Origin of the sequence: Cellulomonas sp. NTE-D12 (genome assembly GCF_027923705.1) — a bacterium.
GTDB lineage: Bacteria > Actinomycetota > Actinomycetes > Actinomycetales > Cellulomonadaceae > Cellulomonas.
Map to the genome: position 1 here is coordinate 3,411,357 of NZ_AP026442.1, position 23,379 is coordinate 3,434,735.

The following is a 23,379-nucleotide window of genomic DNA, read 5'->3' on the forward strand; positions in this document are numbered from 1 at the left end:
CAAACGCTTACAGACCGGCTTGATCTTGACATTCGCAGCCCGGGAGCCGTCAAGCACCCCGACGTCACGATTTCGTCACGTAGCGAGATGCGCCACCGGAGCGGCGGTCGACGTGCGCACCACCAGCTGGGTCGGGAAGATCACCTGCTCGGGCGCCGGGGTGCCGGCGATCATGCCCAGGAGCAGCGTCGCGGCGGCGGTCCCCTGGTCCTCGGCGGACTGCGCCATCGTCGTCAGGCCGACGAGCTCGCCGAGGTCGTGGCCGTCGATGCCGATCACGGACAGGTCCTCCGGGACGCGTCGACCCAGCTCGCGGGCGGCGAGGATCGCACCCATCGCCATCTCGTCGGACGCCGCGAAGATCGCCGTCACGTCCGGACGCCGGGCCAGCAGCCGGCACGTCGACTCGCGGCCGCCCTCCACGTCGAAGTAGCCGTTCACCTCGAGCTCCGGGCTCGGCGCAGCACCGGCGCGCGTCATCGCCTCCTTCCACCCGGAGCGGCGGTCGATCGGCGGCGCCCACGGCGCGTTGTCCTGCGGCGACCCGGTGATGTGCCCGATGGTCCGGTGGCCCAGGCGCAGCAGGTGCTCGGTGGCCTCGGTCGCGGTGCGGAGGTCGTCCACCCGCACGGTCACCTGGCCGGGCGCGCCGGTGCCGATGAAGATCAGCGGATGGCCCAGGCCGACCAGCGCCGCGACCTCGTCGCGGTCCAGCGGCATGCCGACGACGATCACGCCGTCGACACGGCGGCGCAGCACGTCGGGGTCCACCTGACGTCGGCGCAGGTCACGGGAGATCTCGAACGTGTACAGCAGCGCGTCGAAGCCCTGGGCGCGCAGCGCCCGCTCGGCACCGTCGATCACGTTGGCGAAGAACCAGTGGTTCACCCACGGCGTCAGCAGACCGATGGTGCGGGTCCGTCCCGAGGCGAGGCTGGCGGCCGACGGGGAGGCGACGTAGCCGAGCTCGCGGGCCACCTCACGGACCCGTTCCCGGGTTTCGGACGACACGTGCGGGAGGCCTCGCAGCGCGCGGGAGACGGTCGCCGTCGAGACACCGGCGGACCGCGCCACGTCCTCGATGCGCGCCACGGGGGCCGATTGTGCACCGCGGACCGGCGGTGGTCCACCGCGGCGAGGGTCGGCGCGGCGCCGGCCGGCCCCGGCCCGCCGTGCGGGAGCGCTCCCGCAAAACCGCAGGCCAGCGTGCCGGAGCGGGACGGTAGACCTGCCGCGCACCGGCCGTGAGCAGGGCGGATGCCGCCGGCGGTCAGTGCAGCAGCGACCGCAGCACCGGCAGCACGCCGTCGTCGTCGATGGTGCCCGTGACCTCGTCGGCCGCGGCGCGCACCCGCTCGTCGGCGTGGCCCATCGCGATGCCGCGGGCCGCCCACTCGAGCATCTCGGTGTCGTTGGAGCCGTCACCGACCGCCATCGTCGCGAACGGCTGCACGCCCAGCTCGCGGCGCACCTGCTCGAGTGCGCTGGCCTTGGAGACGCCGCCCGGCGTCAGGTCGAGCCACGCGCTCCAGCCGACGGCGTAGGAGACCTCGTGCAGGCCGACGCGCTCGACCAGGGCGTGGAACTCGTCCGGCGTGCTGTCGGGGCTGCGGATCACCACCCGGCTGGCGGGTGCCGCGAGCAGCCGCTCGAACGGCACGACCTCGGTCTCGCCGCTCAGCTCCCCCGGCGGGAAGTCGGCGCTGACCAGGAACCCGACGCCGAGGTTCTCCACCGCGTACAGGGCGTCCGGCAGCTCGATCGCCAGGGCGCGCAGGGCCGGTGCCGGGTCGAAGGTGACCACCTGGTGCACCTCGTAGCCGTCGTCCAGGTCCGAGTCGAGGCGGGCGATGACCGCACCGTTGGAGCACACCAGCCAGCCGTCGGTCAGGCCGAGCGCGGCGGCCGCCTGGGCGGCTCCCTGCAGCGAGCGACCGGTCGCGAGCACGACGTGGACCCCGGCCGCGACCAGGGCGGACACGGCGCTGCGGACACCGTCGGACACGACGCCGTCGTACGTCATGACGGTGCCGTCGACGTCGAGGGCGAGCAGGCCGACGCGGCCCGCGGTGCCGGTCATGCCGTCGCCGCCGGGTGCAGCACCTCCACGCCGCCCAGGTACGGGCGCAGACCCTCCGGCACACGGACCGACCCGTCCTCGAGCTGGTGGTTCTCCAGGATCGCGACGAGCCAGCGGGTGGTGGCCAGGGTGCCGTTCAGCGTGGCGACGGTGCGGACGGAGCCGTCCGCCGTGCGCTCGCGGATGCCGAGGCGGCGGGCCTGGAACGTGGTGCAGTTCGAGGTGCTGGTCAGCTCGAGGTAGCGCTGCTGGCTGGGCAGCCACGCCTCGCAGTCGAACTTGCGGGCGGCCGACGAGCCGAGGTCGCCGGCGGCGGTGTCGATCACGCGGTAGGGCAGCTCGACGAGGCCGAGCATCTCCTTCTCCCAGCCGAGGATCCGCTGGTGCTCGTCGGCCGCGTCCTCGACCGTCGTGTAGCTGAACGCCTCGACCTTGTGGAACTGGTGCACGCGGATGATGCCGCGGGTGTCCTTGCCGTACGAGCCCGCCTCGCGGCGGTAGCAGGCGCTCCAGCCGGCGTACCGCTTGGGACCGGCGGACAGGTCGAGGATCTCGCCGGAGTGGTAGCCGGCCAGGGCGACCTCGCTGGTGCCGACCAGGTACAGGTCGTCGGCCTCGAGGCGGTAGATCTCGTCGGCGTGGGCGCCGAGGAAGCCGGTGCCGGCCATGATCTCCGGCTTCACCAGGGTGGGCGTGATCACCGGGGTGAAACCGGCGGCGAGCGCGCGGTCGACGGCGGCGTTCAGCAGCGCCAGCTCGAGGCGGGCGCCGATGCCGGTCAGGTAGTAGAACCGGGCGCCGGACACCTTGGAGCCGCGCTCGGTGTCGATCGCCTGCAGGCCCTCGCCGAGCTCGAGGTGGTCGCGGACGCGGAAGCCGTCGCCGTACTCGGCGGCGAAGTCGCGCGGCGTGCCCACGTGCTCGAGCACGACGTAGTCGTTCTCGCCACCGGCCGGGACGCCGTCCGCCACCACGTTGCCGATGCGGCGGGCGAGCAGGTCCGCCTGCTTCTCGGCGGCCTCGGCATCCGACTGGCGCGCCTTCACCTCGTCGGCCAGCTGCCGCGCGCGGGCCAGCAGGTGCTCCTTGTCGGCGCCGGTCGCCTTCGCCACGTCCTTGCCGAGGGACTTCTGCTCGGCGCGCAGCGTCTCGAACGCGGTCAGCGCCGAGCGGCGGCGCGCATCGGCGTCCAGGATCTCGTCCACCAGGTGGGGGTCGTCACCACGCGCGACCTGGCTGGCGCGCACCACATCGGGGTCCTCCCGCAGGAGCCGCAGATCGATCACGGCTGCCAGCCTATCGACCGGCCGGCACGGTCACCCGCGGCGTGCCCGGTCCGCGAACGCCGTCCTCACCCGCCCCGGCCGCGCGACGTCGCAGGTGGATGCGTAGATTGCCGGACATGACATGGCACGACTGGCTGGGGCTGACCGCTGCTGTGCTCGCGCTCGTGGCCATCGTGCTGGCGGTGTGGGTGGCGCGCCGGCAGGCGAGCGGGCGGCTGGGCCACGGCGCCGCGAGCGCCGCACCGGCGACGGCCGCCGGCGAGGTGCTGACGGGCCCGGACGACGAGGAGCGGCCGCTGGTCGCCTTCGTCGCCAACCCCTCCAAGCCGGACGTCGCTGCCCTGCGGACGCAAGTGGTGAAGGCTTGCTCGGAGCGGTACCTGCCCGAGCCGCTGTGGCTGGAGACCACCGTGGAGGACCCCGGGGTCGGGCAGGCGCGCGAGGCGGTGGAGCGCGGCGCGAAGCTCGTCGTGGCGGTCGGTGGTGACGGGACCGTGCGGGCGGTCGCCGAGGCGCTGGTGCACACCGACGTGCCGATGGCGCTGCTCCCCCTGGGCACGGGAAACCTGCTGGCGCGCAACCTCGACATCCCCGTGGGCGACCCGCCGGCTGCGATCGCGGCGGCGCTCGACGGCAAGGACCGGACCATCGACGTCGGCTGGATCGCCGTGCAGCGCTGGGCGGCCGCCGACGCCGAGGACCCGGACGAGGAGGTGACCGGGCCCGCCGCCGACCCCGACCCGGACCGCGAGCACATCTTCCTGGTGATCGGCGGGGTCGGGTTCGACGCCGCGATGGTGGCCAGCACCGACGACGCGCTCAAGGCGAAGGTCGGCTGGATCGCCTACTTCGTCGCCGGTGTGCAGCACCTGCACGGTCGGCGCAGCCGCGTCCGGGTGCGCCTCGACGGCCGGGCCTGGCAGGACCTGCGGCTGCGCAGCCTGCTGGTGGGCAACTGCGGCAAGCTGCCCGGCGGTCTGCAGCTGCTGCCCGATGCGATCCTCGACGACGGCTGGCTGGACATCGCGGCGATCGACACCCGCGGCGGGGTGGCCGGCTGGGCGCAGCTGCTCGGCGAGGTGGTGCTGCAGGGGTTCGGGGTGCGGAACCCGCTGCCGGCGCGGATCGGGCGGATCGACCACACCCGGGCACGGTCGGTGGAGATGCAGCTGTCCGGCGGGGAGCACGTGCAGCTGGACGGGGACGTGCTCGGCCGGGTGGCGCAGCTCGCGGCGCGGGTGGACCCGGGCGCGCTCGTCGTGCGGGTGCCGGCACCCGCGAGCTGATCCCGCGCCTGTCGAGGCAGGCGGGCGGCCGTCGTCAGGACGCCGGCTGGCGGTCGGCGACGACGTCACGCCACTGCGCCAGCCAGCGGCCAGGCGGCAGCCCGGTGGCGGTACGGAAGAACACCGAGAAGCTCGTCGCATCCGGGAAGCCCAGCTCGCGCGCGCAGCGGGCCGCGGTGAAGCCGTCGTGCGCGAGCAGGCGCTTGGCCTCGAGGACGACCCGCTCGGTCAGGTAGGCCTTGGCGGTGCTGCCCGTGGCGCGCTGGACGGCGCGCGAGAGCGTCCGTGGCGCGTACCCGAGCACGGATGCGTAGTGGCCGGCGTCCCGGTGCGTGCGGTAGCCCGCCTCGACGGTGTCCCGGAACAGCGCGAACAGCGAGCCGTCGGGCTCGGGGTCCCGGCCGGGCGGGTCCAGCCGCAGGAGGAGGGCCGACAGGAGGAGGCCGGTGAGCTCCGCCGGTCCGGCAGCGGCCTCGAGCTCGAGGTGGTCGAGCGCCGCGGCCAGCAGGGGCCAGTCCGGTCCGACCGTCCACGTCGACGCCTGGTCCGGCGCTGCCGTGAGCTGGCGGGCGGCCGCGGTGACGGGTGCGCTCGGGACGAACAGCACCAGCCGGCCGGACAGCGCCTCGATGTCGTCCCACCGGTGCACGGCGCCCGGTGGGATCCAGACGGCTGAACGGGGACCGAGCCCGTGCCGGCGGAAGTCGACGGTCACCGCGCCCTGGCCGTCGTCGACGACGGCGACGACGTGGAAGTCGGCCCGCTGGGTGCCTCCGGTGCTGAGCTCGCGGAGCCGGTCGAAGGTGAGCAGCTCGACGGGGCGCGGGACCCCGCCGAGCGGCTGGTACGTCATCTGCTGCACGGCCGGCACGTGTCCAGTTTCCGCCATCACGCGACTGGTTCGGCCGATGCTCGTCGGGCCTGCTGCCGGTGGGATAGAGCCATGAGCAGCAACGAGATCCTCGCCACGACCACCCGACCCTCGACCGATGCAACCTCCGCCGGCAGTAGCGCCCTGCCCACTTACGACCATCGTGCCGGTACCGGCCCGACCCTCGTCCTGCTGCACTACTGGGGCGGTTCGGCACGGACGTGGGACGGCGTCGTCGACCGGCTGCCGGGGCGCGACGTGCTGGCTGTCGACCTGCGCGGCTGGGGCCGCTCGCAGCACCTGCCGGGGCCGTACTCGCTGCACCAGCTCGCCGCAGACGTGCTCGGCGTGCTCGCCGAGGCGGGCGTGCGGGACCACGTGCTCGTCGGGCACTCGATGGGCGGCAAGGTGGCCCAGCTGGTCGCCGCCGGCCGTCCGGCCGGGCTGCGGGGGCTGGTGCTGGTGGCCCCAGGGCCGGCCAGGCCTGGCGCCGTCGTCACGCCCGAGTACCAGGCGCAGCTGGCGCACGCCTACGACACCGACGAGTCCGTCGCCGGGGCGCTCGACCACGTGCTGACCGGCACTCCCCTGCCGGACGGGCTGAAGATGCAGGTGCTGGCCGACTCGCGGGCCAGCGGCCCGGAGGCACGCGATGAATGGCCGCTGCGCGGCATCGCCGAGGACATCAGCGGGCTGACGCCGGCGATCGACGTGCCCACTCTGGTGGTCGGCGGGGAGCTCGACCAGGTGGAACCGGTCGAGGTGCTGCGGGACAACCTGCTGCCGCACGTGCCGGGGGCGCGGCTCGTGGTGCTGCCGTCCGGGCACCTGATCCCGTTGGAGGCACCCGCCGAGCTGGCGCGGGTGATCGGCGGGTTCGTGCCGCTGCTGCCGTAACCCGCGGTGCGTCAGGTGGCCTGGCCGGCGCGGAGGGCGCGGAGCCAGGTGCGGGCGTCGACGAACTCGGCGTCCGACGTGCCCGCGTGCACGGTCGGCGGGAGCGCGTCGGCGCGGGGGTAGGAACCGAGGAAGCGGACGTACGGGCAGCGCCGGCGCAGGCCCATGATCGCCTCGCCGACGCGCTCGTCGAGGATGTGACCCTCGGCGTCGATCGAGAACGAGTACCGGCCGAGAGCATCACCGATGGGGCGCGACTCGATGCGGGACAGGTTCACGCCCCGCACGGCGAACTGCTCGAGCATGGCCAGCAGGGCGCCCGCCTCGTTGTCCGGCAGGTGCACCACCAGGCTCGTCTTGTCGGCACCGGTCGGTGCGGGGACCTCGCCCGGGTGGCCGACGACCACGAACCGGGTGACCAGCGCGTCGTTGTCGGCGACCTGGTCGGCGAGGGCAGCCAGGCCGTAGGTCGCCACAGCGGCCGGCGGGACGAGCGCGGCGTCGAAGGCGAGCGGCGGGAGCGACGGGTCGGTCAGGCGCTCGGCGATCAGGGCCGCGGGCGCGGTGTTCGAGGTGGCCGGCACGTGCACCGCGTGCGGCAGGTGCTCGGCCAGCCAGCGCCGGCACTGCACCCAGGCGTGCGGGTGGGCGCTGATGCGGTGCACGTCGGCCAGCTGCCGGCCGGGTGCGGCCGCCAGCGTGAACTGCACCGGGACGAGGATCTCCCGGAGCACGACCAGGGGTTCGCCGGTGGCGAGCGCGTCGAGCGTGGCGGTGACGCCGCCCTCGACGGTGCTCTCGATGGCGACCACGGCGAAGTCGGCAGCACCCGCCCGGACGGCGCCGATCGCCGAGCCGACGTCCGTCTGCGGCAGCAGCACGGCCTCGTCGGGCCGCACCACCTGCAGCAGCGCCTCCTCGGTGAACGTGCCGGCCGGTCCGAGGTAGGCGTACCGGGGGCGGTCGCTCATCGGTCCTCCTGGAGGCCGTCGGGGTGGAGACGGGGTGCGCCCGTAGGCTAGCCGGGTGCGTGCCCGCGGCGGTGTCCCGTTCCGCGGTGGCCCTGCGGGTGGCCTGGTCAGAGGGCTGGTGGCGGTGGTCCTGGCCGGTGCGGTGGGCGCGCTGGTGAGCGGCGGGGCGGTGGCCGGCCCCGCGTCCGCGTCCGGAACGGCGACCGCGGTCACGGCCGGCGCCGTGCCCGGTCCGGTGCTGCTGATCGGCACCAGCGGGGTGCGGTGGAGCGACGTGTCCGCCCAGGTGACACCGGCCCTGTGGCGGTTGTCCCGCACGGCCGGGGTGGCGGTGGCGAGCACGCGCGGCGTCGAGCCGACCGGGTGCCCGGTGGACGGGTGGCTGACCGTGTCGGCGGGCACCAAGGCGGCGGCGGTGCGAGCCGGCGGGACGTGCGCGGCTCTCGACGAGCCGGTCGACGGCGCAGCGCCGGGGTGGGCTGCCGACCGGACGGCGCTGGCGTCGCAGCAGTACGACGCGAAGGCCGGGACGCTCGGTGAGGTGCTGCGCGGCGCCGGGGTGTCGGCCGTAGCGGTCGGTCCCGGTGCCGTGGTGGCGCTGGCCGGTGCGGACGGGCGGGTGGTCGGGCGGTACCAGGCGGTGCCGTCGTCGGCGCAGCAGGTGACCGGGGTGGTACGCGATGCGCTGGGGTCCGCTCGCGTCGTCGTGGTCGACGCCGGGGCCGTGCGTGCCGGGTCTGCGGACGGCTCACCCCCGGCCGGGGCACGCTCGGCACAGCTGACCGCGGTCGACTCGGTGGTCGGTGCGGCGCTCGATGCCGCCGATCCGGGCACCACCGTGCTGGTCGCCTCGCTGACCGACGCCGGCAGCCCCGACCTGCAGCTGGTCGCCGCGACGGGACCGGCTCCGGACGGCGGCCTGTACGACAGTGCCCTGCTCAGGTCCGGAGCGACGCGGCAGACGGGTCTGGTGCAGACGGCGGACGTACCGGCCACCGTGCTGGCCGCGCTCGGCGCGCGGGACCGCGGTGCCGGGCTGGTCGGCTCGACGATCGGCCACGTCTCCGGCCCCTCGACCGCCGACGCCCGGCTGGCCCGCCTGCTCGACGTGCAGCGCGAGGCGCTGACGATCACCCGTGTCTCCGGCACGTTCAACACCGCGCTGCTGATCGTCGTCGTGCTGTTCGTCGTCGTCGCGGTCCTGCTGCTGCGCGGCGGCCGACGGCCGTCGCGGCAGGTTCTGCGGGCGCTGCAGCTCGCCGGCACGGTGGTGGCGCTGCTGCCCGTCGCGTCGTTCCTGGTCGCGCTGGTGCCGTGGTGGCGGTCCGGCGCGCCGGGCGCGGCGCTCGGTGCGGCGGCCCTCGGCTGGGCGGTGCTGCTCGCGGTGCTGGCGGTGGTCGGTCCGTGGCGGCGCACCGTGCTGGGGACGGCGGCCACCGTGGCGGCCGTGACGGCCGGGGTGCTGCTGGCCGACGCGGTGCTCGGCTCACCGCTGACCGTGGACACGCCGATGGGCGGTCACCGGCTGCTCGGCGCACGGTTCTACGGCTGGAGCAACCAGGCGTTCGCCCTGGCGGCGACGGCCGGGATGGTGCTCGCGGTGGTGGTCGCCGACCTGCTGGTGCGCCGGGGGCGGCGGTGGGCGGGCGTCACGGCCGTCGCCGTGCTGGGCCTGGTGGTGGTCGTGGTGGACGGGACGCCGGGGCTCGGCAGCGATGCGGGCGGGCCGGTGGCCCTGCTGCTGATGTTCGGGCTGCTGGCCGTGGTGGTCAGCGGGCGGCGGGTCCGGTGGCGGACCGTGCTCCTGGGGCTGGGCGCCGGTGTGCTCGTCGTCGGGACCCTGATGGTGCTCGACTACCTGCGGCCGCCGGCGGAGCGGACCCACCTGGGCCGGTTCGTCGCGACGCTGCTGCAGGGCGGTCTGTGGACGGTGATCGCCCGCAAGGAGTCCGCGAACCTGCACGTGCTGGGCGACTGGCGCGTGCTGGCGCTGCTGGTCGGTGCCGTGGCGCTGGGCTGGCTGGCGCTGGTCCGGCACGCGGGTCGGCGCGGGCGCCGGTTGCGGGACACGGATCTCGGAGGGCTCGTCCCCCGCGTCCCGCTGCTGCGCGCCGGGCTCGCGGCGTGGGGGGCGGCGATGGCGGTCGGGTTCCTGATGAACGACTCCGGGATCATCATCCCGGCGACCGGGATTGCGCTCCTGGCTCCCCTGCTGCTCGGCGCCGTCGCGCGTCTGCGGGACGAGGACCAGGGCGAGCGCGCCCGGGACGTCAGAGCTGCGGACCCCGGGCCGGTCGCTTCGGGCTGAGCACGCCGCGCACCACGCCCGCGGCGGCGCGGGCTCGCCGGGCGCTCAGCGCCAGCTGCACGTCCCGGTACTGCGCCGCCCGGTGCAGCTGACCCTTCCAGTCCGCGCCCGACGGGCGGTGGCGCAGGTCGCACGGCACCTCGAGCACCCGGAACCCCTGCCGCAGCAGGTCGATGGTCATCCCCGTCTCGACGCCCCAGCCGTGGGCCAGCGGCGTCGCCGCCTCGAACGCCTCCCGCGTCAGGCAGCGCATGCCGGACAGGGGCTGCGTGGGCGTCCACCCGGTGAGGGCCGCGATCCCGTGGCGCGCGGCGCCGGTGACGATGCCGTGCCCACCCGCGCCGGGCTGCGGCGGCAGCAGGGCGATCGTCAGGTCCGCCTCGCCGGACAGCACGGGCGGCACCAGCGGGGCGGCGTGCACCGCGGACTCCGCCAGGTCGCCGTCGAGGAAGAGCAGGAAGCGCGGTGGCCGGTCCGGGGCGTCGCGCATGGCGACGACGGCGGCACCGGTCTCCATCGCTGCGGCCTTGCCGCGGTTGTGGGAATGACGCACGACGACGGCGCCGGCCTCCCGGGCGACGTGCTGGGTGGCGTCCTCCGAGCCGTCGTCGACCACGAGCACCAGGTCGACCCCGGGGATCGCCCGTGCCGAGCGGACCGTGGTGGCGATACGCCGCGACTCGTCCTTGGCGGGGATGATCACCGCCACCCGCTGCCGGCGCGGCGGGCGGCCGGCGCCGACGCGAACCGACTCGGCCCGCGCGGAGCGGGCCGAGGCCGACGACTGGTCCGCGTCTGCGGGGGCGGGCCCGTCCGTGGACGACGCCTCCTCGGCTCCCTGGTCGGTGACTGCTCCCCGCTCGCGGGTGCTGTCGCCGGACCTGGTCACGTGACCAGCCTAACGACGGCCTCCGCCACCTCGCCGGTCGAGGCCCACGTTCACCCGGACGGCCCCGCGCGGGCGCTCGAGGTCAGCGCAGGGTGACCTGGCGGGCCACCAGACCGGCGCGCGCACGGCGGGCGTCGGCGTCCAGCGGGGAGTCGTCGGCCACGGCCGCGGCGAACCGCGGCGCGAACGCCGCGAGCGCGTCCTCGATCTCCTCCGCCTCGGTGCCGCGAGCGAGCTCCCACACCGGCACGACGAGGCCGGCGGCGCGGAAGTAGCCGATGAACTTCGCGTCCTCGAAGCCCGACTCGCGGCGGCCGTGCAGGCGGGCCAGCCCGTCCAGCACCTGCTGCTCGTCCAGCGGCTGCACCCAGCGCAGGAACTCCTTGGCACCCATCCGGCACCAGTAGGCGGACTCGACACCGGGCAGCTTGCGGGTGTCGATGATGCCGGAGTCGGCCTCCTCGAGGGCTGCCTCCACGTCCGGCGTGCGCTCCGCGGCGGGGTCGAGCCAGTACTCGAACGAGTCGAGCAGGGTCACCTCGAACGGCACCGACAGGTCCAGCACGTCCTGCAGCCGGGGCCCGGGCGTCGGCAGGCCGAGGTTCTCGATCGCGGTGCCGGGCTCGGCGTCGAGCGCCCGCAGCAGCGCCTCGGCCAGGTCGCGGCTGGCGTCGCCCGAGCTGCTGCGCGTCTGCAGCGCCACCATGACCGTGCCGTCGGCCCGGTGCAGGGCCGCCCAGGCGTCGGGGAGGACGGTGGTGACGACGACCTCGCGCGCACCGTGCTCGGCGGTGGTCCGGACGGTGGCCGTCGCGGCCGGCACCAGCTCACGCATCGCGACCCAGTCCGTCTCGCCGGGCAGGTTCTCGAACGGTCGCAGCACGAAGGAGGTGGTCGTCTTGGCCATGGGGCACAACCTATCGGCCGGTTCCGGGCGGGTGCGCCGACCCCCGACGGTGGGAGAAGATCCCCCCATGGACCCGCGCGCCGGAACGCCTGCCCGCCCCGAGGACCTCATCGACGTGGACGCCCTGGTCGGGGCGTACTACGACCGGGTCCCGGACCTCACCGACCCCGCCCAGAAGGTGGTGTTCGGCACCAGCGGCCACCGCGGCTCGTCCCTCGACGGGGCGTTCAACGAGGCGCACATCGTCGCGATCACCGCGGCGATCGTCGAGTACCGCCGCGGCCAGGGCACCGACGGCCCGCTCTTCATCGGGCGGGACACGCACGGGCTGTCCGAGCCGGCGTGGCGCTCGGCCCTCGAGGTGCTGGCCGCGGCCGGCGTCGAGGTGCGGGTGGACGCGCGCGACTCCTGGACCCCCACCCCGGCGGTGTCCCACGCGATCCTGCTGTTCAACGGCGCCGGCACGGCGGCCGGGGTGCGCACGCAGGGGCCGGGGCTGGCCGACGGCATCGTCGTGACCCCGTCGCACAACCCGCCCCGCGACGGCGGCTTCAAGTACAACCCGCCGCACGGCGGCCCGGCCGACTCCGACGCGACCGGCTGGATCGCCTCCCGCGCCAACGAGATCCTCGCGTCCGGGTGGCGGTCGGTGCCGCGCGTCTCCGTCGAACAGGCGCTGGCCGCGGAGACGACCCGCAAGCACGACTACCTGTCCAGCTACGTGGACGACCTGGCCAACGTGATCGACCTCGAGGCGATCCGGACCGCCGGGGTGCGGATCGGCGCCGACCCGCTCGGGGGCGCGTCCGTCGAGTACTGGGCGGCGATCGGCGAGCGGTACGGGCTGGACCTGACGGTGGTGAACCCGACGGTGGACCCGCGGTGGGCGTTCATGACGCTGGACTGGGACGGCAAGATCCGTATGGACTGCTCGTCGCCGTACGCCATGGCATCCCTGGTCACGCGCATGAGCCCGGCGGCGGGGATGGCCGCACCGTTCGACATCGCCACCGGCAACGACGCCGACTCCGACCGGCACGGGATCGTCACGCCGGACGGCGGGCTGATGAACCCCAACCACTACCTCGCGGTGATGGTCAGCTACCTGTACGGCGGCGGGCGGCCCGGGTGGCCGGCCGGCACGGCGGTGGGCAAGACCGTGGTGTCGTCGTCCCTGATGGACCGGGTGGTGGCCGACCTGGGGCGGCGGCTGCTGGAGGTGCCGGTCGGGTTCAAGTGGTTCGTGCCCGGGCTGATCGACGGGTCCGTCGGGTTCGGCGGCGAGGAGTCCGCCGGTGCGTCGTTCCTGCGGACGGACGGCACCGTGTGGACCACCGACAAGGACGGGATGGTGCCGGCGCTGCTCGCCTCGGAGATCCTGGCGACGACGGGCAGGTCGCCCAGCCAGCACCACGCGGACCTCGTCGGACGCTTCGGGCAGTCCTGGTACGCGCGCGTCGACGCCCCCGCGACCCGCGAGGAGAAGGCGACCCTCGCGGCGCTCTCCCCCGAGCAGGTGAAGGCGACGACGCTCGCCGGCCAGGACATCACCGACCGGCTGACGCGGGCGCCCGGGAACGACGCGGCGATCGGCGGCCTGAAGGTGACGACGAAGGACGCGTGGTTCGCGGCCCGGCCGTCGGGGACCGAGGACGTCTACAAGATCTACGCCGAGTCGTTCGTCTCGGCCGAGCACCTGGCGCAGGTGCAGGCCGAGGCGAAGGACGTGGTGTCGGCGGCGCTGGCGGGCTGAGCAAGGCCGGCGCCGGACGGGGTGTCGGCGCCGGCTGACAGACTGGCGGCATGCTCACCCCGTACCGCGACGTCCTGTCGCGCCCGGGGGCGCTGACCTTCTCCGCCGCGGCGGCCGTCGCGCGGCTGCCGATGTCGATGGTGGGCATCGGCGTGGTGCTGGCGGTCAGCTCGCTGTACGGCTCGTACACGCTGGCCGGTGCGGTGTCGGCGACGTACATCGTCGCCCAGGCCGTCGCCGCGCCGGTGCTCGGCGGGTGGGTGGACCGCTTCGGTCAGTCGCGGGTGATGCGTCCGGCGACCGTGCTGGCCGGAGCGGGGATGCTGCTGCTGGCGGCGGCGTCGGCGATGCGGGCACCCGCGGTGTGGCTGTTCGGGGCCGCCGTGCTGATCGGCGCCGGCAGCGGCTCGTTCGGGTCGCTGGTGCGCGCGCGGTGGACGTGGGTGCTGGCCGGCGACGGGCGGGCGGTGCACACCGCCTACTCGCTGGAGTCCGCGCTGGACGAGCTGGTGTTCGTGGTCGGTCCGGTGACGGTGACGACGCTGGCGACGGCGGTCCGGCCGGAGGCCGGGCTGGTGGTGGCGGCCATCGGTGTGGTGGGCGGCGGGCTGTGGTTCTGCGCGCAGCGTGCCACCGAGCCGCCCGCCGTGCGGCGCACCGAGGGCCGCGCGCGCGGCACGGTGCTGCGGCTGCCGGCGATGGCGGTGCTCGCCGTGGTGTTCGTGCCGATGGGCGGCCTGTTCGGCGCCACCGAGGTGGCGACCGTCGCCTTCGCCGACGAGCACGGCAACAAGGGCGCCGCGGGGTTCGTGCTGGCCACGTTCGCGCTCGGGTCGCTGCTGGCGGGCCTGCTGTACGGCGCGCGGGCGTGGGCGGCACCGCTGCACCGGCGCTTCGCGGGGTCCGTCACCGCGCTGGCGGTCGGCGTGTGCCTGTTCGTCCTGGTCGACAGCCTGTGGGCGCTGGCTGCGGTGATGTTCGCCGTCGGGTTCACCATCTCCCCGTCGATCATCACCGGCAACGGCCTGGTGCAGGCGCACGTGCCGCCGGGACGGCTGACGGAGGGGCTGACGTGGGTCGGCACCTCGCTGAACGTCGGGGTGTCGATCGCGTCGTCGCTCGCCGGGGCACAGGTGGACGCCGGCGGCGCCCGCGCCGCCTACCTGGTGGTGGTGGCGTGCGGCGGGGCGGTCCTCGTCGCGACGGTGCTCGCGCTCCGCGTCCTGCGCGCGGGCACGCCGGAGCCCGCGGGCGCCTGAGGCGCCGCCGGGATCAGCCGTCCGACCGCATGCCGAACGACATGTGGCCGCCGAGGTAGCCGCTGGCGCCGGCGGCCCCGCCCGCGGCCAGCGCGGCGACCACGCCGAGCCCGTGGTTCCCGCGCCGGCGAGCCATCCAGGACAGGCCGTACAGGGCCGCGGCGACCCCGTTCAGGCCGGCGTGCACCACACCGACCCGGCGCGTCCGGTCGCCGCTGTTCTCCCAGTCGGCCAGGCCGGCCGCGATGGTCGGTCCGGTGGCGAGCAGCCCGAGCCCGATCAACCGCCGGGCGGCGGGGCGGGCCGACGGGCCGCCCACCAGGTCGAGCACGGTGGCGGACATCCACAGGCCGAGCGGCACGTCGGTCAGCAGCGGGTGCAGCTTGTGGCCGATCGGGTCGCCGCGCAGCACCGAGGCGCGGGTGTCGCTGCCCACCACGGCGCGGGCGACGGGTGCCAGCTGGTCCACCACGCCGTCGAGGCGCTCGTCGTGCTCGAGGCCCGCTGCCACGCGGGCCGCGGCCGGCTCGCTGGTCATGTGCCCGCTGGAGTGCGCAGAGGTCATGGTCGGCTCCGGTGGTCAGGGGACGAGCAGGACGTCCAGCATCACGCGGCGCCACCGAGCCCGCACGGCGAGCCCTAGGCTGACCGGCCGTGAGCACGGGCACCCAGGACCGGTCCACGGCGCCCGAGGACGTCGCCCCCGGCGCCGAGCAGCACGACGACGATCTCGCCGCCCTGCGTGGCGCCCTCGCGCCGCTGGGCCACGCCGCCCGGGCCGAGCGGCTGACCGGCGGCATGTTCGCCACCACGTTCCTGGTGACGTTCGACGACGGCAGCGAGGCGGTGGTCAAGACCGCGCCGACCCACCAGGACCGCCTGCTGACCTACGAGCAGGACCTGGTCCGCAGCGAGGCGCTGGTGTACCGGTTGCTCGCGGACGTCCCGGGCGTGCCGGTGCCGCGGGTGCTGCTCGAGGACTTCTCCCGGTCCGTGTGGCCCGGCGACCTGGTCGCGGCGAGCCGTCTGGGCGGCACGCCGTGGGGCGACTGCGGGCTGGGGACGGTGGACGACGACCCGCGTGCCGCCCGTGCCGAGCACGAGCTCGGGGCGCTGATGGGGCGGCTGCACCAGGTGACCGGGCCGGTGTTCGGGTACGTCGGCGAGGCGTCCCCGCTGCGGGGCGGCACCTGGGCAGAGGCGTTCAGGCTGATGGTCGAGGCGGCGCTCGGCGATGCCGAGCGGTGGGCGGTGCCCGTCCCGGCCGACGAGGTCCGGGCGACGCTGGCCCGGCACCGGCCGACGCTGGACCAGGTGCGCACCCCGGTGCTGGTGCACACGGACCTGTGGCCGGGGAACCTGTTCCTCGACCCCGCGACCGGTGAGCTGGTCGGGGTGATCGACCCGGAGCGGGCCGTGTGGGGAGACCCGTTGCTCGAGCTGGTGGGCGCCGACCAGCTGGGGCGCGGTCCGGTGCCGCCTGGCCTGCTCGCCGGCTACGCGTCGGTGGCCCCGGCGCCGGACCTCGACGACGACGGGGCCCGCGTCCGGCTCGAGCTGTACCGGCTCTACTTCGCGCTAGTCATGCGGGTGGAGCTGGTGCCCCGCGCGTACACCGGCGAGTGGGTGGACGGGCACCGCGCCACGCTCGAGACGAACCTGCGCGCGGCCCTCGACTCGCTCGCCTGACGCCGGCTCAGGGCTGCGGGTCCAGCGCGTCGTAGCGCCAGAACCGCGGCTGGCCGACGACGAGCAGCCACAGCACCACCAGGCACGCCGCCCCGCCGATCACCGCCGCCCAGCCCTCGCCGATCCGGGACGAGACCGCGCCCAGCCCCAGCTCGCCAAGGCGCGGCCCACCGGCGACCACCACGGTGAACACGCCCTGCAGCCGGCCGCGCATGTCGTCCGGCGTGGCGGTCTGCAGGATCGTCTGCCGGAACACCGCGCTGGTGTTGTCCGCCGCACCGGCCACCGCGAGCGCGACCAGCACCGCCAGCAGCGCGCCCCACAGCACCTGCACCGGGCTGTGCGGGCCGGCGTGCACCAGCACCAGCCCGAACGCTACGATCGACAGTCCCCACACCGTGATGGACCAGACGATGGTCTGGCCCTGCCACCGGACGCGGGCGAGCCCGCCGGACAGCAGCCCGGACAGCACGGCGCCGACGGCGACCGCCGCGGTGAGCGCACCCGTCGTCGTCGCGCCGCCGCCCAGGTACACCACGCCGATCGCCGGGAACAGCACGCGCGGGGACGAGAACACCATGGCCGCGAGATCGACCAGGAACGTCATGCGGACGTTCGGCTGGGTGCCCAGGTAGCGCAACCCGTCCAGCACCGAGCCGAGCCCGGCCCGCTGCCGGCCGTTGGCCGACCGCTCGGGCGGCACGGGCGGCAGCCGGTAGAGCGCCGCGAGCGCGAACGTGAACAGCACCGCATCGGTGCCGTAGGCCAGCCCGTACCCGCCGAGGGCCACCATGCCGGCCCCGACCAGCGGGCCGACGGTCAGCGCGATGTTCCATCCCAGCGTCTGCCAGGCGTTGGCGGCGGGCATGTGCCGGGGCTCGAGCAGCCGCGGGATGATCGCGCCGCGCGCCGGGGAGTTCACCGCACCGGCGCCGGACTCGAGCGCGACCAGCGCGTACAGGACGCCGACGGACGTGTTGTGCGCGACGGCCTGCACGACGAGCCCGAGCACCGCCACCCACGCGACGGCCGAGGCGACCAGGGCGACCGTGCGACGGTCGGCGTGGTCGGCGATCGCACCGCCGTACAGCCCGAACACCACCAGCGGCACCAGCGCGAACAGCCCCAGCACGCCGACCGCGAACGTCGACCGGGTCAGGTGGTACACCTGCAGCCCGACAGCCACCACGGTCAGCTGACCGCCGAGGTTGGACACCGACAGCCCGAGCCACAGCCGCCTGAACGCCGGGCTGACGCGCAGAGGTGTGGCGTCGAGCAGCAGGCGGGGCACCCGCAGATGGTAGGCAACCCCGCCCGCTGACCAGGACCTCAGCTCGTCTTGAGCACCACGGTCGCGCCACCGGCCTCGACCGCCTGCAACGTGCGCAGGCGCATCAGCGCCGGCTGCTGCTCGGCGAGCCGCGCCGCGTTGGCCAGCGCGCGCATCGCCGCGACCTCCGAGCGCGCACGCTCCAGGGTCGCCAGGCCCTGCGCCCGCGTGGTGGCCAGCTGGGCCGCGGCACGCCGCAGCTCCGCCGGGACGACGACGTCGCGCAGGGCGAGCTGCTGCACGGCGAGGCCCACCTCCGCGGCGGCCGGCTCCACGGCCGACAGCAGCTGGCCGGCGATGCCGGACCGGTCGGCCAGCACCTCGTCCAGCGTCCGCGACGCGACCGCGTCCCGGAGCGCCACCTGCACCGCGACGTGCACGAACGCGTCCGGCCCCTCGACCGCCTCGTGCCAGGCGCGCGCGTCGGCCACCCGGACCCGGACGGCCAGGCTGATGCGTACGGCGATCCCGTCGGAGGTCAGCACCTCCTGCAGCGGCACGGTCACCAGGCGCGGCCGGACGAAGACCCGCACGGTCCGACGGTGCCAGCGCCGCAGCCGGTGCCGACCGGAGGCGAGCTCCGTCTCGAACCGGCCGTCGCGGTACACCAGCACCCTCTCCCACTCCTGCACGACCACCTTCATGGCTCTGCCTCCTCTCGTCGCTCCGTTGCACGTCCTGCTCGGTGAGCCGGCCCACCGGTGCACGGTCGGGTGACGGCGGGGGACGGACGAGCGGACTCGCCGCCGCAAGCCGCGTCACCCGGGGTGACCGTGCACCGGCAGGTCGATCGGGATCTGAACCCGGGCGCTCTACAGGCGCTGCTCCTTGGCAGGTGCTCGCCGGGCGATGCGCAGGACCCGCGGCGGCGAACACCGCCCGGCTGCTGGTCCGGGAGCGGGCGTGACGCTAGACCTCGCGGACGGCGGGGCGCACGCGAATTGGGCGCCGGGGGCCGGGGAACCCCTCTTCTGCATGTACGCCTGGTGTACGTACATCGGGCGTACACGTCGAGACTCATGCCCGGGCGGCTGGGCCGAGACCGGGTGGACCCGGCTGGTCCCCGGTTTAGCCGGCCGACGTGCCGAACACCGAGCCGAGCAGGTAGGTGACCGCGGCGGCGCCGTAGCCGATCGCCAGCTGGCGCAGCGCCCGCTTCACGGGCGAGGCGCCGGACAGCACGCCGACCACCGACCCGGTGCCGATCAGCGCGATGCCGACCAGACCGGCCGACCACAGCACCGCCTGCAGGCCCGTGGCACCCAGCAGGTACGGCATGACGGGGATCGCGGCGCCGACGGAGAAGAAGCAGAAGCTCGCGCCAGCGGCGCCCCAGGCGGTGCCGATGGTCTCGTGCTCGTCCGTCGGCGGCGCCGGGGTCTGGCCGGACACGGGCGGCACGTGGTCGTCGTCACCGGGCAGTGCCGTCGACGAGCGCAGCAGGGAGGCGTCGAGCGCCTGCTGCTCGCGGTAGCGGTCCAACGAGCCGAGCACCACGGCCGCCCGGTCCGCCGCGGCGGCCGCGTCCAGGCCGCGTGCCCGGTACACCAGCGCCAGCTCGTTGGCGTCGACGTCGAGCATCGGCAGCGCCTCGCCGGCGGCCGCGGCCGGGCGGGACGCCTCGAGCAGCTCGCGCTGGGAGCGGACCGAGACGTACTCCCCCGCACCCATCGACAGGGCGCCGGCCAGCAGGCCCGTGAGGCCGCCGAGCAGCACGGTGCCGGCCGACACCCCGCTGGCGCCGATGCCGAGCACCAGCGCGAGGTTGCTGACCAGCCCGTCGTTGGCCCCGAACACGGCGGCCCGGAACCGGCCGGAGATCGCGTTGCGGCCGCGGGTGGCCAGACCGCGGATCACCTCGACGTGGATCCGCTCGTCCGCCGCCATCGTCGGCGTCGCGTCGGCGTCCGCGTCCGCCGCCCACCGCATCTCGGCGCGCTGCGCCAGAGCCAGGGTGAACACCGAACCGAACCGCCGGGCAAGCAGGCCGAGCGTGCGGGTGCGCCAGTCGCCGCGCTGCGGCCGGCCGACGTCGTCCCCGAGCAGCATCAGCCAGTGCGCCTCGTGGCGGCGCTCGGCCTCCGCCAGCGCGAGCAGGATGTCCCGCTCCTCGCCGGTCCGGCGCGACGCCAGGTCACGGTAGGCGGCGGCCTCGGCGCGCTCGTCGGCGAGGTTGCGGCGCCAGCGGCGGCGGTCGGCAGCGGTCGGCGGCGAGGCGGCGGGGGGCACGGCGGCAGGCACGGCGGGCTCCAGACGAGGGCGGCGGTGGTGGCTCGCGGTGCGCACGACGACGAGAACGGCGGCGTGCCCAGCGGGCGCTCGACCGTCAAGCCTACGGAGAAATGGCGCGGATCACCGCAGCGGCGGCATTTCCGCACCGTTCTCGTAATTCCGACAATGGGAGTTCGGTGGCACGGAAACTGATCCGGGCGACTGCCTCAGTCGTCCCAGGGCGGCGTCTCGTCGAGCTTCTTGTAGTACTTGGCCAGGTGGCTGCGGATGCGGTCGCGGTCCTTGTCCGGCACGTCGATCCCGCCGCGCGACCCCTGCATCACGGCCGCGGCGGCGAACACCGCACGCGGCACCGCCTGCAGCTTTCCGCCCACCACGTCCGCGATCAGCAGCTTGTAGCCGGTGAAGTTGTCCTTCGCGTCCGCGTCGTACCAGACGTGCGCGTCGCGGTACCTCTCGTTGGGCTCGTCGTCCGCACCGGCCCACTTCCGCACCCGGCGCTCGGCTGCGTCGCCGTCCCAGTCGCGGTCGCGGTCCGCCAGGGGCAGGTCCTGGAAGCTGGTCACCGCCATGGTCGTCTCCTCCCGTCGAGGGTCGTCGATGAACCAGCCTCACCCCGGGCCGGGTGCTCTGCCACAGCACCGCGGACGTGCCCTCAGGCGGTCGCCCACGGCGCCGCCGGCACCTGCACCGGCTCGCCGGTCCGGGCGGACTCCTCGATCGCCAGCCCCAGCAGGTGGTCCTGGCAACCCTCGGCCAGCGGGTACGGCGCCGGTCCGGTGCCGTGCACCCACTCCGCGGTCGCCGCGAGCAGGCCCGCCACCGCCAGGTCGTCGTCGGCGAGCCGGGTCCCCTCGAACGGGTTCCGCCACAGCACCTGCCCGTCCAGGCTGAGGTGCTCGGTGTCCCACCCGTCGAGGTTCTGCTCGATGCCCGACTGCCGCCGGACGATCGGCGACGTGACCACGGTCCGGTCCCCCGCCCAGCGGGTCACGGCGTCGTCGACGATCTCGCCGAGCGAGCCGCGCACCACGATCCGGTTGGCGCGCAGCGGGTTGTGCCACTGGTTGTCCGTGAAGTCGTAGAGGGCGCTGCGGTTCTCGCCCAGGTCGACGGTGGCCAGCACGGTGCGGGCACCGACCGGCCATTCGGCACCGGTCCAGCCGTCGCGGTTCCGCGGGTCCAGCAGCGGGGCGGTGAACGCCGACGCGCGGACCACGGCGGGACCCGGCGCCACCCCGAGCAGCCGCCTGACCAGGCCCATCGCGTGGTACAGGTGCGTCGAGGACACCTGGACGCTGGTCGGTTCGCCGATCAGGCCGGAGTCGACCACGGCCTCCCGGGCGGCGTGCGCCGGCATGAACACGCTGTGCTCGGCCACCTGCACCAGCTCGGTGGAGCCGACGTGGTGCCACAGCGTCACCAGGCCGTCGGCGTCGGGCGCCGGGGGCGTCTCCGCCAGCACCGGGATCTCGCGGTCCACCAGGGCGCGGATCGTCACCGGCGTCACCGGCCACGGGGTGGCCACCACCACCACGTCGACCCCGTCGATCTCGTCGAGCGAGCGCAGCGCCGGCACGCCCCACGTCCGCCGCACCCACTCGGCACGCTCGTCGGACCGCGTCACCACCCCGGTGCACCGGAACCGGTCCGGCATCAGCCGCGCCATCCGGACGAAGAACTCGCCGCGCCAGCCGGAGCCGACCACCGCGTAGGCCAGGGGTGCAGTCATGGTGCGTCCTCGTCGTCGTCCCACCTGCGGCGCTGCCGCGCCGTGGTCCCGACGCTACGCGGGAGCAACCGGCCGGCGTGGGTGGACTCCGCCCGGGCGCGCGGCCAGGCGGTCCGCCCGCTCGCCGCGCGCACCGGCGCTTCACCCGGTATGAACCACTTCATGCGGATCCGTGACACCGGCGACCTGTGGTGGAAGAACGCCGTCATCTACTGCCTGGACGTCAAGACGTTCATGGACTGGAACGACGACGGCTACGGCGACCTACCGGGCGCGGTCCAGCGCATCGACCACCTGGCCGACCTGGGCGTCACTTGCCTGTGGCTGATGCCGTTCTACCCGACCACCGACTACGACGACGGCTACGACATCACCGACTACTACGGCGTCGACCCCCGGCTCGGCGACGCCGGCGACTTCGTCGAGCTGGTGCGCACGGCGAAGGACCGCGGCATCCGCGTCATCGCCGACCTGGTGGTCAACCACACCTCGGACAAGCACCCGTGGTTCCAGGCGGCCCGCCGCAGCAAGGACAGCAAGTACCGGGACTTCTACGTGTGGCGGTCCGACGAGCCGCCGGACACGCACAAGGAGGTCGTCTTCCCCGACAAGGAGAAGGGGATCTGGACGTACGACGAGGTGGCCGGCGAGTGGTACCGGCACCACTTCTACCACCAGCAGCCGGACCTCAACACGGCGAACCCGCAGGTCAGGGACGCGATCGCGAAGGTGATGGGGTACTGGGCGCAGCTGGGGCTGTCCGGGTTCCGCGTCGACGCCGTGCCCTTCTTCCTCGCCGACGTGGCGTCCAGGCCCGACGACGACGTCGACCGACCGCACCAGTTCCTCACCGCGCTGCGGGCCTTCCTGTCCCGGCGGGTGGGCGACTCGATCCTGATGGGTGAGGTCAACCTGCCGTACGACCAGCAGAGCCTGTTCTTCGGCGACCACGACGACCAGGGCGTGGTGGAGGGCCGCGAGCTGGACCTGCAGTTCGACTTCATCGTGATGCAGAACCTGTACCTGTCCCTCGCCCGGCAGGACGCGCGGCCGCTGCGCACCGCGCTCGAGTCCCGGCCGGAGATCCCGAAGGACTCGCAGTGGGCGACGTTCGTGCGGAACCACGACGAGCTCACGCTCGACAAGCTGACCGACGAGGAGCGCCAGGAGGTGTTCGACGCCTTCGGCCCCGAGGAGGACATGCAGCTGTACGACCGCGGCCTGCGCCGCCGGCTTCCCCCGATGCTCGACGGCGACCCCCGTCGGGTGCGGATGGTGTACTCCCTGCTCTTCGCCCTGCCCGGCACACCGGTGCTGTTCTACGGCGAGGAGATCGGCATGGGCGAGAACCTCGCGGCCGAGGACCGGCGGGCGGTCCGCACCCCCATGCAGTGGACGTCCGGCAAGAACGGCGGGTTCAGCCGCGTGGCGCCGTCACGGCTGGTGCGGCCGGTGACCGACGGACCGTTCGGGCCGGAGCACGTGAACGTCGCCGACCAGCGGCGCGACCCGGAGTCGCTCCTCTCGTTCGTCCAGACCCTGATCCGCCGGTACCGGGAGGCGCCCGAGCTGGGCTGGACGCAGCGGGCGGAGATCCTCGACCAGCCGCACGACTCGGTGCTGGCGATGCGGTCCACCTGGGGCGACGCGTCGATGGTCAGCCTGCACAACCTGAGCAAGGAGGCCGTGGTGGTGCCCCTCGAGCTGCCGGACCTGCCGGAGGGCACCTGCCTGGTGGACCTGCTGTGCGAGGGGACGACGGAGGTCGACGAGAAGGGCCGCGTCGAGCTATCCCTGTCCGGCTACGGCTACCGGTGGCTGCGGGTCGAGGAGCCGGGCTCGCGGCGGCTGCTGTAGCAGCGGGGCGCGATCGGCACCCCGCGAGGGTG

The 23,379-nt window shown here is 74.7% G+C and carries 20 protein-coding genes; 7 read left to right on the top strand and 13 right to left on the bottom strand.

All coding sequences use genetic code 11. The features are described from left to right. Nucleotides 1–75 precede the first annotated feature (75 nt). From QMF98_RS15795 to serS, 3 genes are all read right to left on the bottom strand, one after another. Complete coding sequence (locus QMF98_RS15795) at nucleotides 76–1,092, bottom strand: LacI family DNA-binding transcriptional regulator (RefSeq protein WP_337973868.1); 1,017 nt, start codon at nucleotides 1,090–1,092, stop codon at nucleotides 76–78. A gap of 178 nt (nucleotides 1,093–1,270) precedes the next feature. Then, a complete protein-coding gene (locus QMF98_RS15800; protein WP_291759730.1) occupies nucleotides 1,271–2,080 on the bottom strand; it encodes an HAD family hydrolase in 810 nt (269 codons plus the stop codon). Next, complete coding sequence (gene serS, locus QMF98_RS15805; protein WP_337973869.1) at nucleotides 2,077–3,366, bottom strand: serine--tRNA ligase; 1,290 nt, start codon at nucleotides 3,364–3,366, stop codon at nucleotides 2,077–2,079. The genes QMF98_RS15800 and serS overlap by 4 nt, the downstream gene beginning before the upstream one ends. A gap of 116 nt (nucleotides 3,367–3,482) precedes the next feature. On the opposite strand from serS, the gene QMF98_RS15810 reads away from it, so the two are divergent. Beyond that, a complete protein-coding gene (locus tag QMF98_RS15810) occupies nucleotides 3,483–4,652 on the top strand; it encodes a diacylglycerol/lipid kinase family protein (protein ID WP_337973870.1) in 1,170 nt (389 codons plus the stop codon). 34 nt (nucleotides 4,653–4,686) lie between these two features. Here QMF98_RS15810 and QMF98_RS15815 read toward each other — a convergent pair whose 3' ends face one another. Further along, nucleotides 4,687–5,523, bottom strand: a complete 837-nt coding sequence (locus tag QMF98_RS15815) for an AraC family transcriptional regulator (RefSeq protein ID WP_337973871.1) — start codon at nucleotides 5,521–5,523, stop codon at nucleotides 4,687–4,689. 72 nt (nucleotides 5,524–5,595) lie between these two features. On the opposite strand from QMF98_RS15815, the gene QMF98_RS15820 reads away from it, so the two are divergent. Further along, a complete protein-coding gene (locus QMF98_RS15820; protein WP_337973872.1) occupies nucleotides 5,596–6,420 on the top strand; it encodes an alpha/beta fold hydrolase in 825 nt (274 codons plus the stop codon). An 11-nt stretch (nucleotides 6,421–6,431) separates the two neighbouring features. Here QMF98_RS15820 and pheA read toward each other — a convergent pair whose 3' ends face one another. Then, complete coding sequence (gene pheA / locus QMF98_RS15825) at nucleotides 6,432–7,391, bottom strand: prephenate dehydratase (RefSeq protein WP_337973873.1); 960 nt, start codon at nucleotides 7,389–7,391, stop codon at nucleotides 6,432–6,434. A 55-nt stretch (nucleotides 7,392–7,446) separates the two neighbouring features. On the opposite strand from pheA, the gene QMF98_RS15830 reads away from it, so the two are divergent. Beyond that, the gene (locus QMF98_RS15830; protein WP_337973874.1) at nucleotides 7,447–9,699 is read left to right on the top strand and encodes a hypothetical protein; all 2,253 of its coding nucleotides are present in this window, start codon (nucleotides 7,447–7,449) and stop codon (nucleotides 9,697–9,699) included. Here the strand turns inward: QMF98_RS15830 and QMF98_RS15835 are convergent. Together QMF98_RS15835 and QMF98_RS15840 are read right to left on the bottom strand one after the other, a co-directional pair. After that, complete coding sequence (locus QMF98_RS15835) at nucleotides 9,662–10,588, bottom strand: glycosyltransferase family 2 protein (protein WP_490715627.1); 927 nt, start codon at nucleotides 10,586–10,588, stop codon at nucleotides 9,662–9,664. The genes QMF98_RS15830 and QMF98_RS15835 overlap by 38 nt on opposite strands. Before the next feature lie 82 nt (nucleotides 10,589–10,670). Further along, entirely contained in the window at nucleotides 10,671–11,495 is an 825-nt protein-coding gene (locus QMF98_RS15840) for a DUF5926 family protein (protein WP_337973875.1), read from the bottom strand. A gap of 67 nt (nucleotides 11,496–11,562) precedes the next feature. Here QMF98_RS15840 and pgm point away from each other — a divergent pair, with 67 nt between their 5' ends. Further along, complete coding sequence (gene pgm, locus QMF98_RS15845) at nucleotides 11,563–13,248, top strand: phosphoglucomutase (alpha-D-glucose-1,6-bisphosphate-dependent) (protein ID WP_337973876.1); 1,686 nt, start codon at nucleotides 11,563–11,565, stop codon at nucleotides 13,246–13,248. Between the two features lie 50 nt (nucleotides 13,249–13,298). Further along, entirely contained in the window at nucleotides 13,299–14,507 is a 1,209-nt protein-coding gene (locus QMF98_RS15850) for an MFS transporter (RefSeq protein ID WP_337973877.1), read from the top strand. A gap of 13 nt (nucleotides 14,508–14,520) precedes the next feature. On the opposite strand, the gene QMF98_RS15855 is transcribed toward QMF98_RS15850, so the two are convergent. Then, nucleotides 14,521–15,072, bottom strand: coding sequence for a DUF2231 domain-containing protein (locus tag QMF98_RS15855; protein ID WP_337973878.1), 552 nt, complete (start codon nucleotides 15,070–15,072; stop codon nucleotides 14,521–14,523). A gap of 89 nt (nucleotides 15,073–15,161) precedes the next feature. Here QMF98_RS15855 and QMF98_RS15860 point away from each other — a divergent pair, with 89 nt between their 5' ends. After that, a complete protein-coding gene (locus tag QMF98_RS15860; protein WP_337973879.1) occupies nucleotides 15,162–16,196 on the top strand; it encodes a phosphotransferase family protein in 1,035 nt (344 codons plus the stop codon). 7 nt (nucleotides 16,197–16,203) lie between these two features. Here the strand turns inward: QMF98_RS15860 and QMF98_RS15865 are convergent, their stop codons facing one another. From QMF98_RS15865 to QMF98_RS15885, 5 genes are all read right to left on the bottom strand, one after another. After that, nucleotides 16,204–17,487 (bottom strand): MFS transporter, encoded by a 1,284-nt coding sequence (locus QMF98_RS15865; RefSeq protein ID WP_337973880.1) that lies wholly within the window; start codon nucleotides 17,485–17,487, stop codon nucleotides 16,204–16,206. A gap of 38 nt (nucleotides 17,488–17,525) precedes the next feature. Continuing rightward, entirely contained in the window at nucleotides 17,526–18,170 is a 645-nt protein-coding gene (locus QMF98_RS15870) for a slipin family protein (protein WP_337973881.1), read from the bottom strand. Between the two features lie 424 nt (nucleotides 18,171–18,594). Further along, nucleotides 18,595–19,767, bottom strand: a complete 1,173-nt coding sequence (locus QMF98_RS15875) for a VIT1/CCC1 transporter family protein (RefSeq protein WP_337973882.1) — start codon at nucleotides 19,765–19,767, stop codon at nucleotides 18,595–18,597. A gap of 197 nt (nucleotides 19,768–19,964) precedes the next feature. Beyond that, nucleotides 19,965–20,330, bottom strand: a complete 366-nt coding sequence (locus QMF98_RS15880; RefSeq protein WP_291759770.1) for a hypothetical protein — start codon at nucleotides 20,328–20,330, stop codon at nucleotides 19,965–19,967. Between the two features lie 83 nt (nucleotides 20,331–20,413). Next, nucleotides 20,414–21,490 (bottom strand): Gfo/Idh/MocA family protein, encoded by a 1,077-nt coding sequence (locus QMF98_RS15885; RefSeq protein WP_337973883.1) that lies wholly within the window; start codon nucleotides 21,488–21,490, stop codon nucleotides 20,414–20,416. A gap of 162 nt (nucleotides 21,491–21,652) precedes the next feature. Here QMF98_RS15885 and QMF98_RS15890 point away from each other — a divergent pair, with 162 nt between their 5' ends. Next, the gene (locus QMF98_RS15890; RefSeq protein WP_337973884.1) at nucleotides 21,653–23,347 is read left to right on the top strand and encodes an alpha-amylase family protein; all 1,695 of its coding nucleotides are present in this window, start codon (nucleotides 21,653–21,655) and stop codon (nucleotides 23,345–23,347) included. The last annotated feature ends 32 nt before the right edge of the window (nucleotides 23,348–23,379 follow it).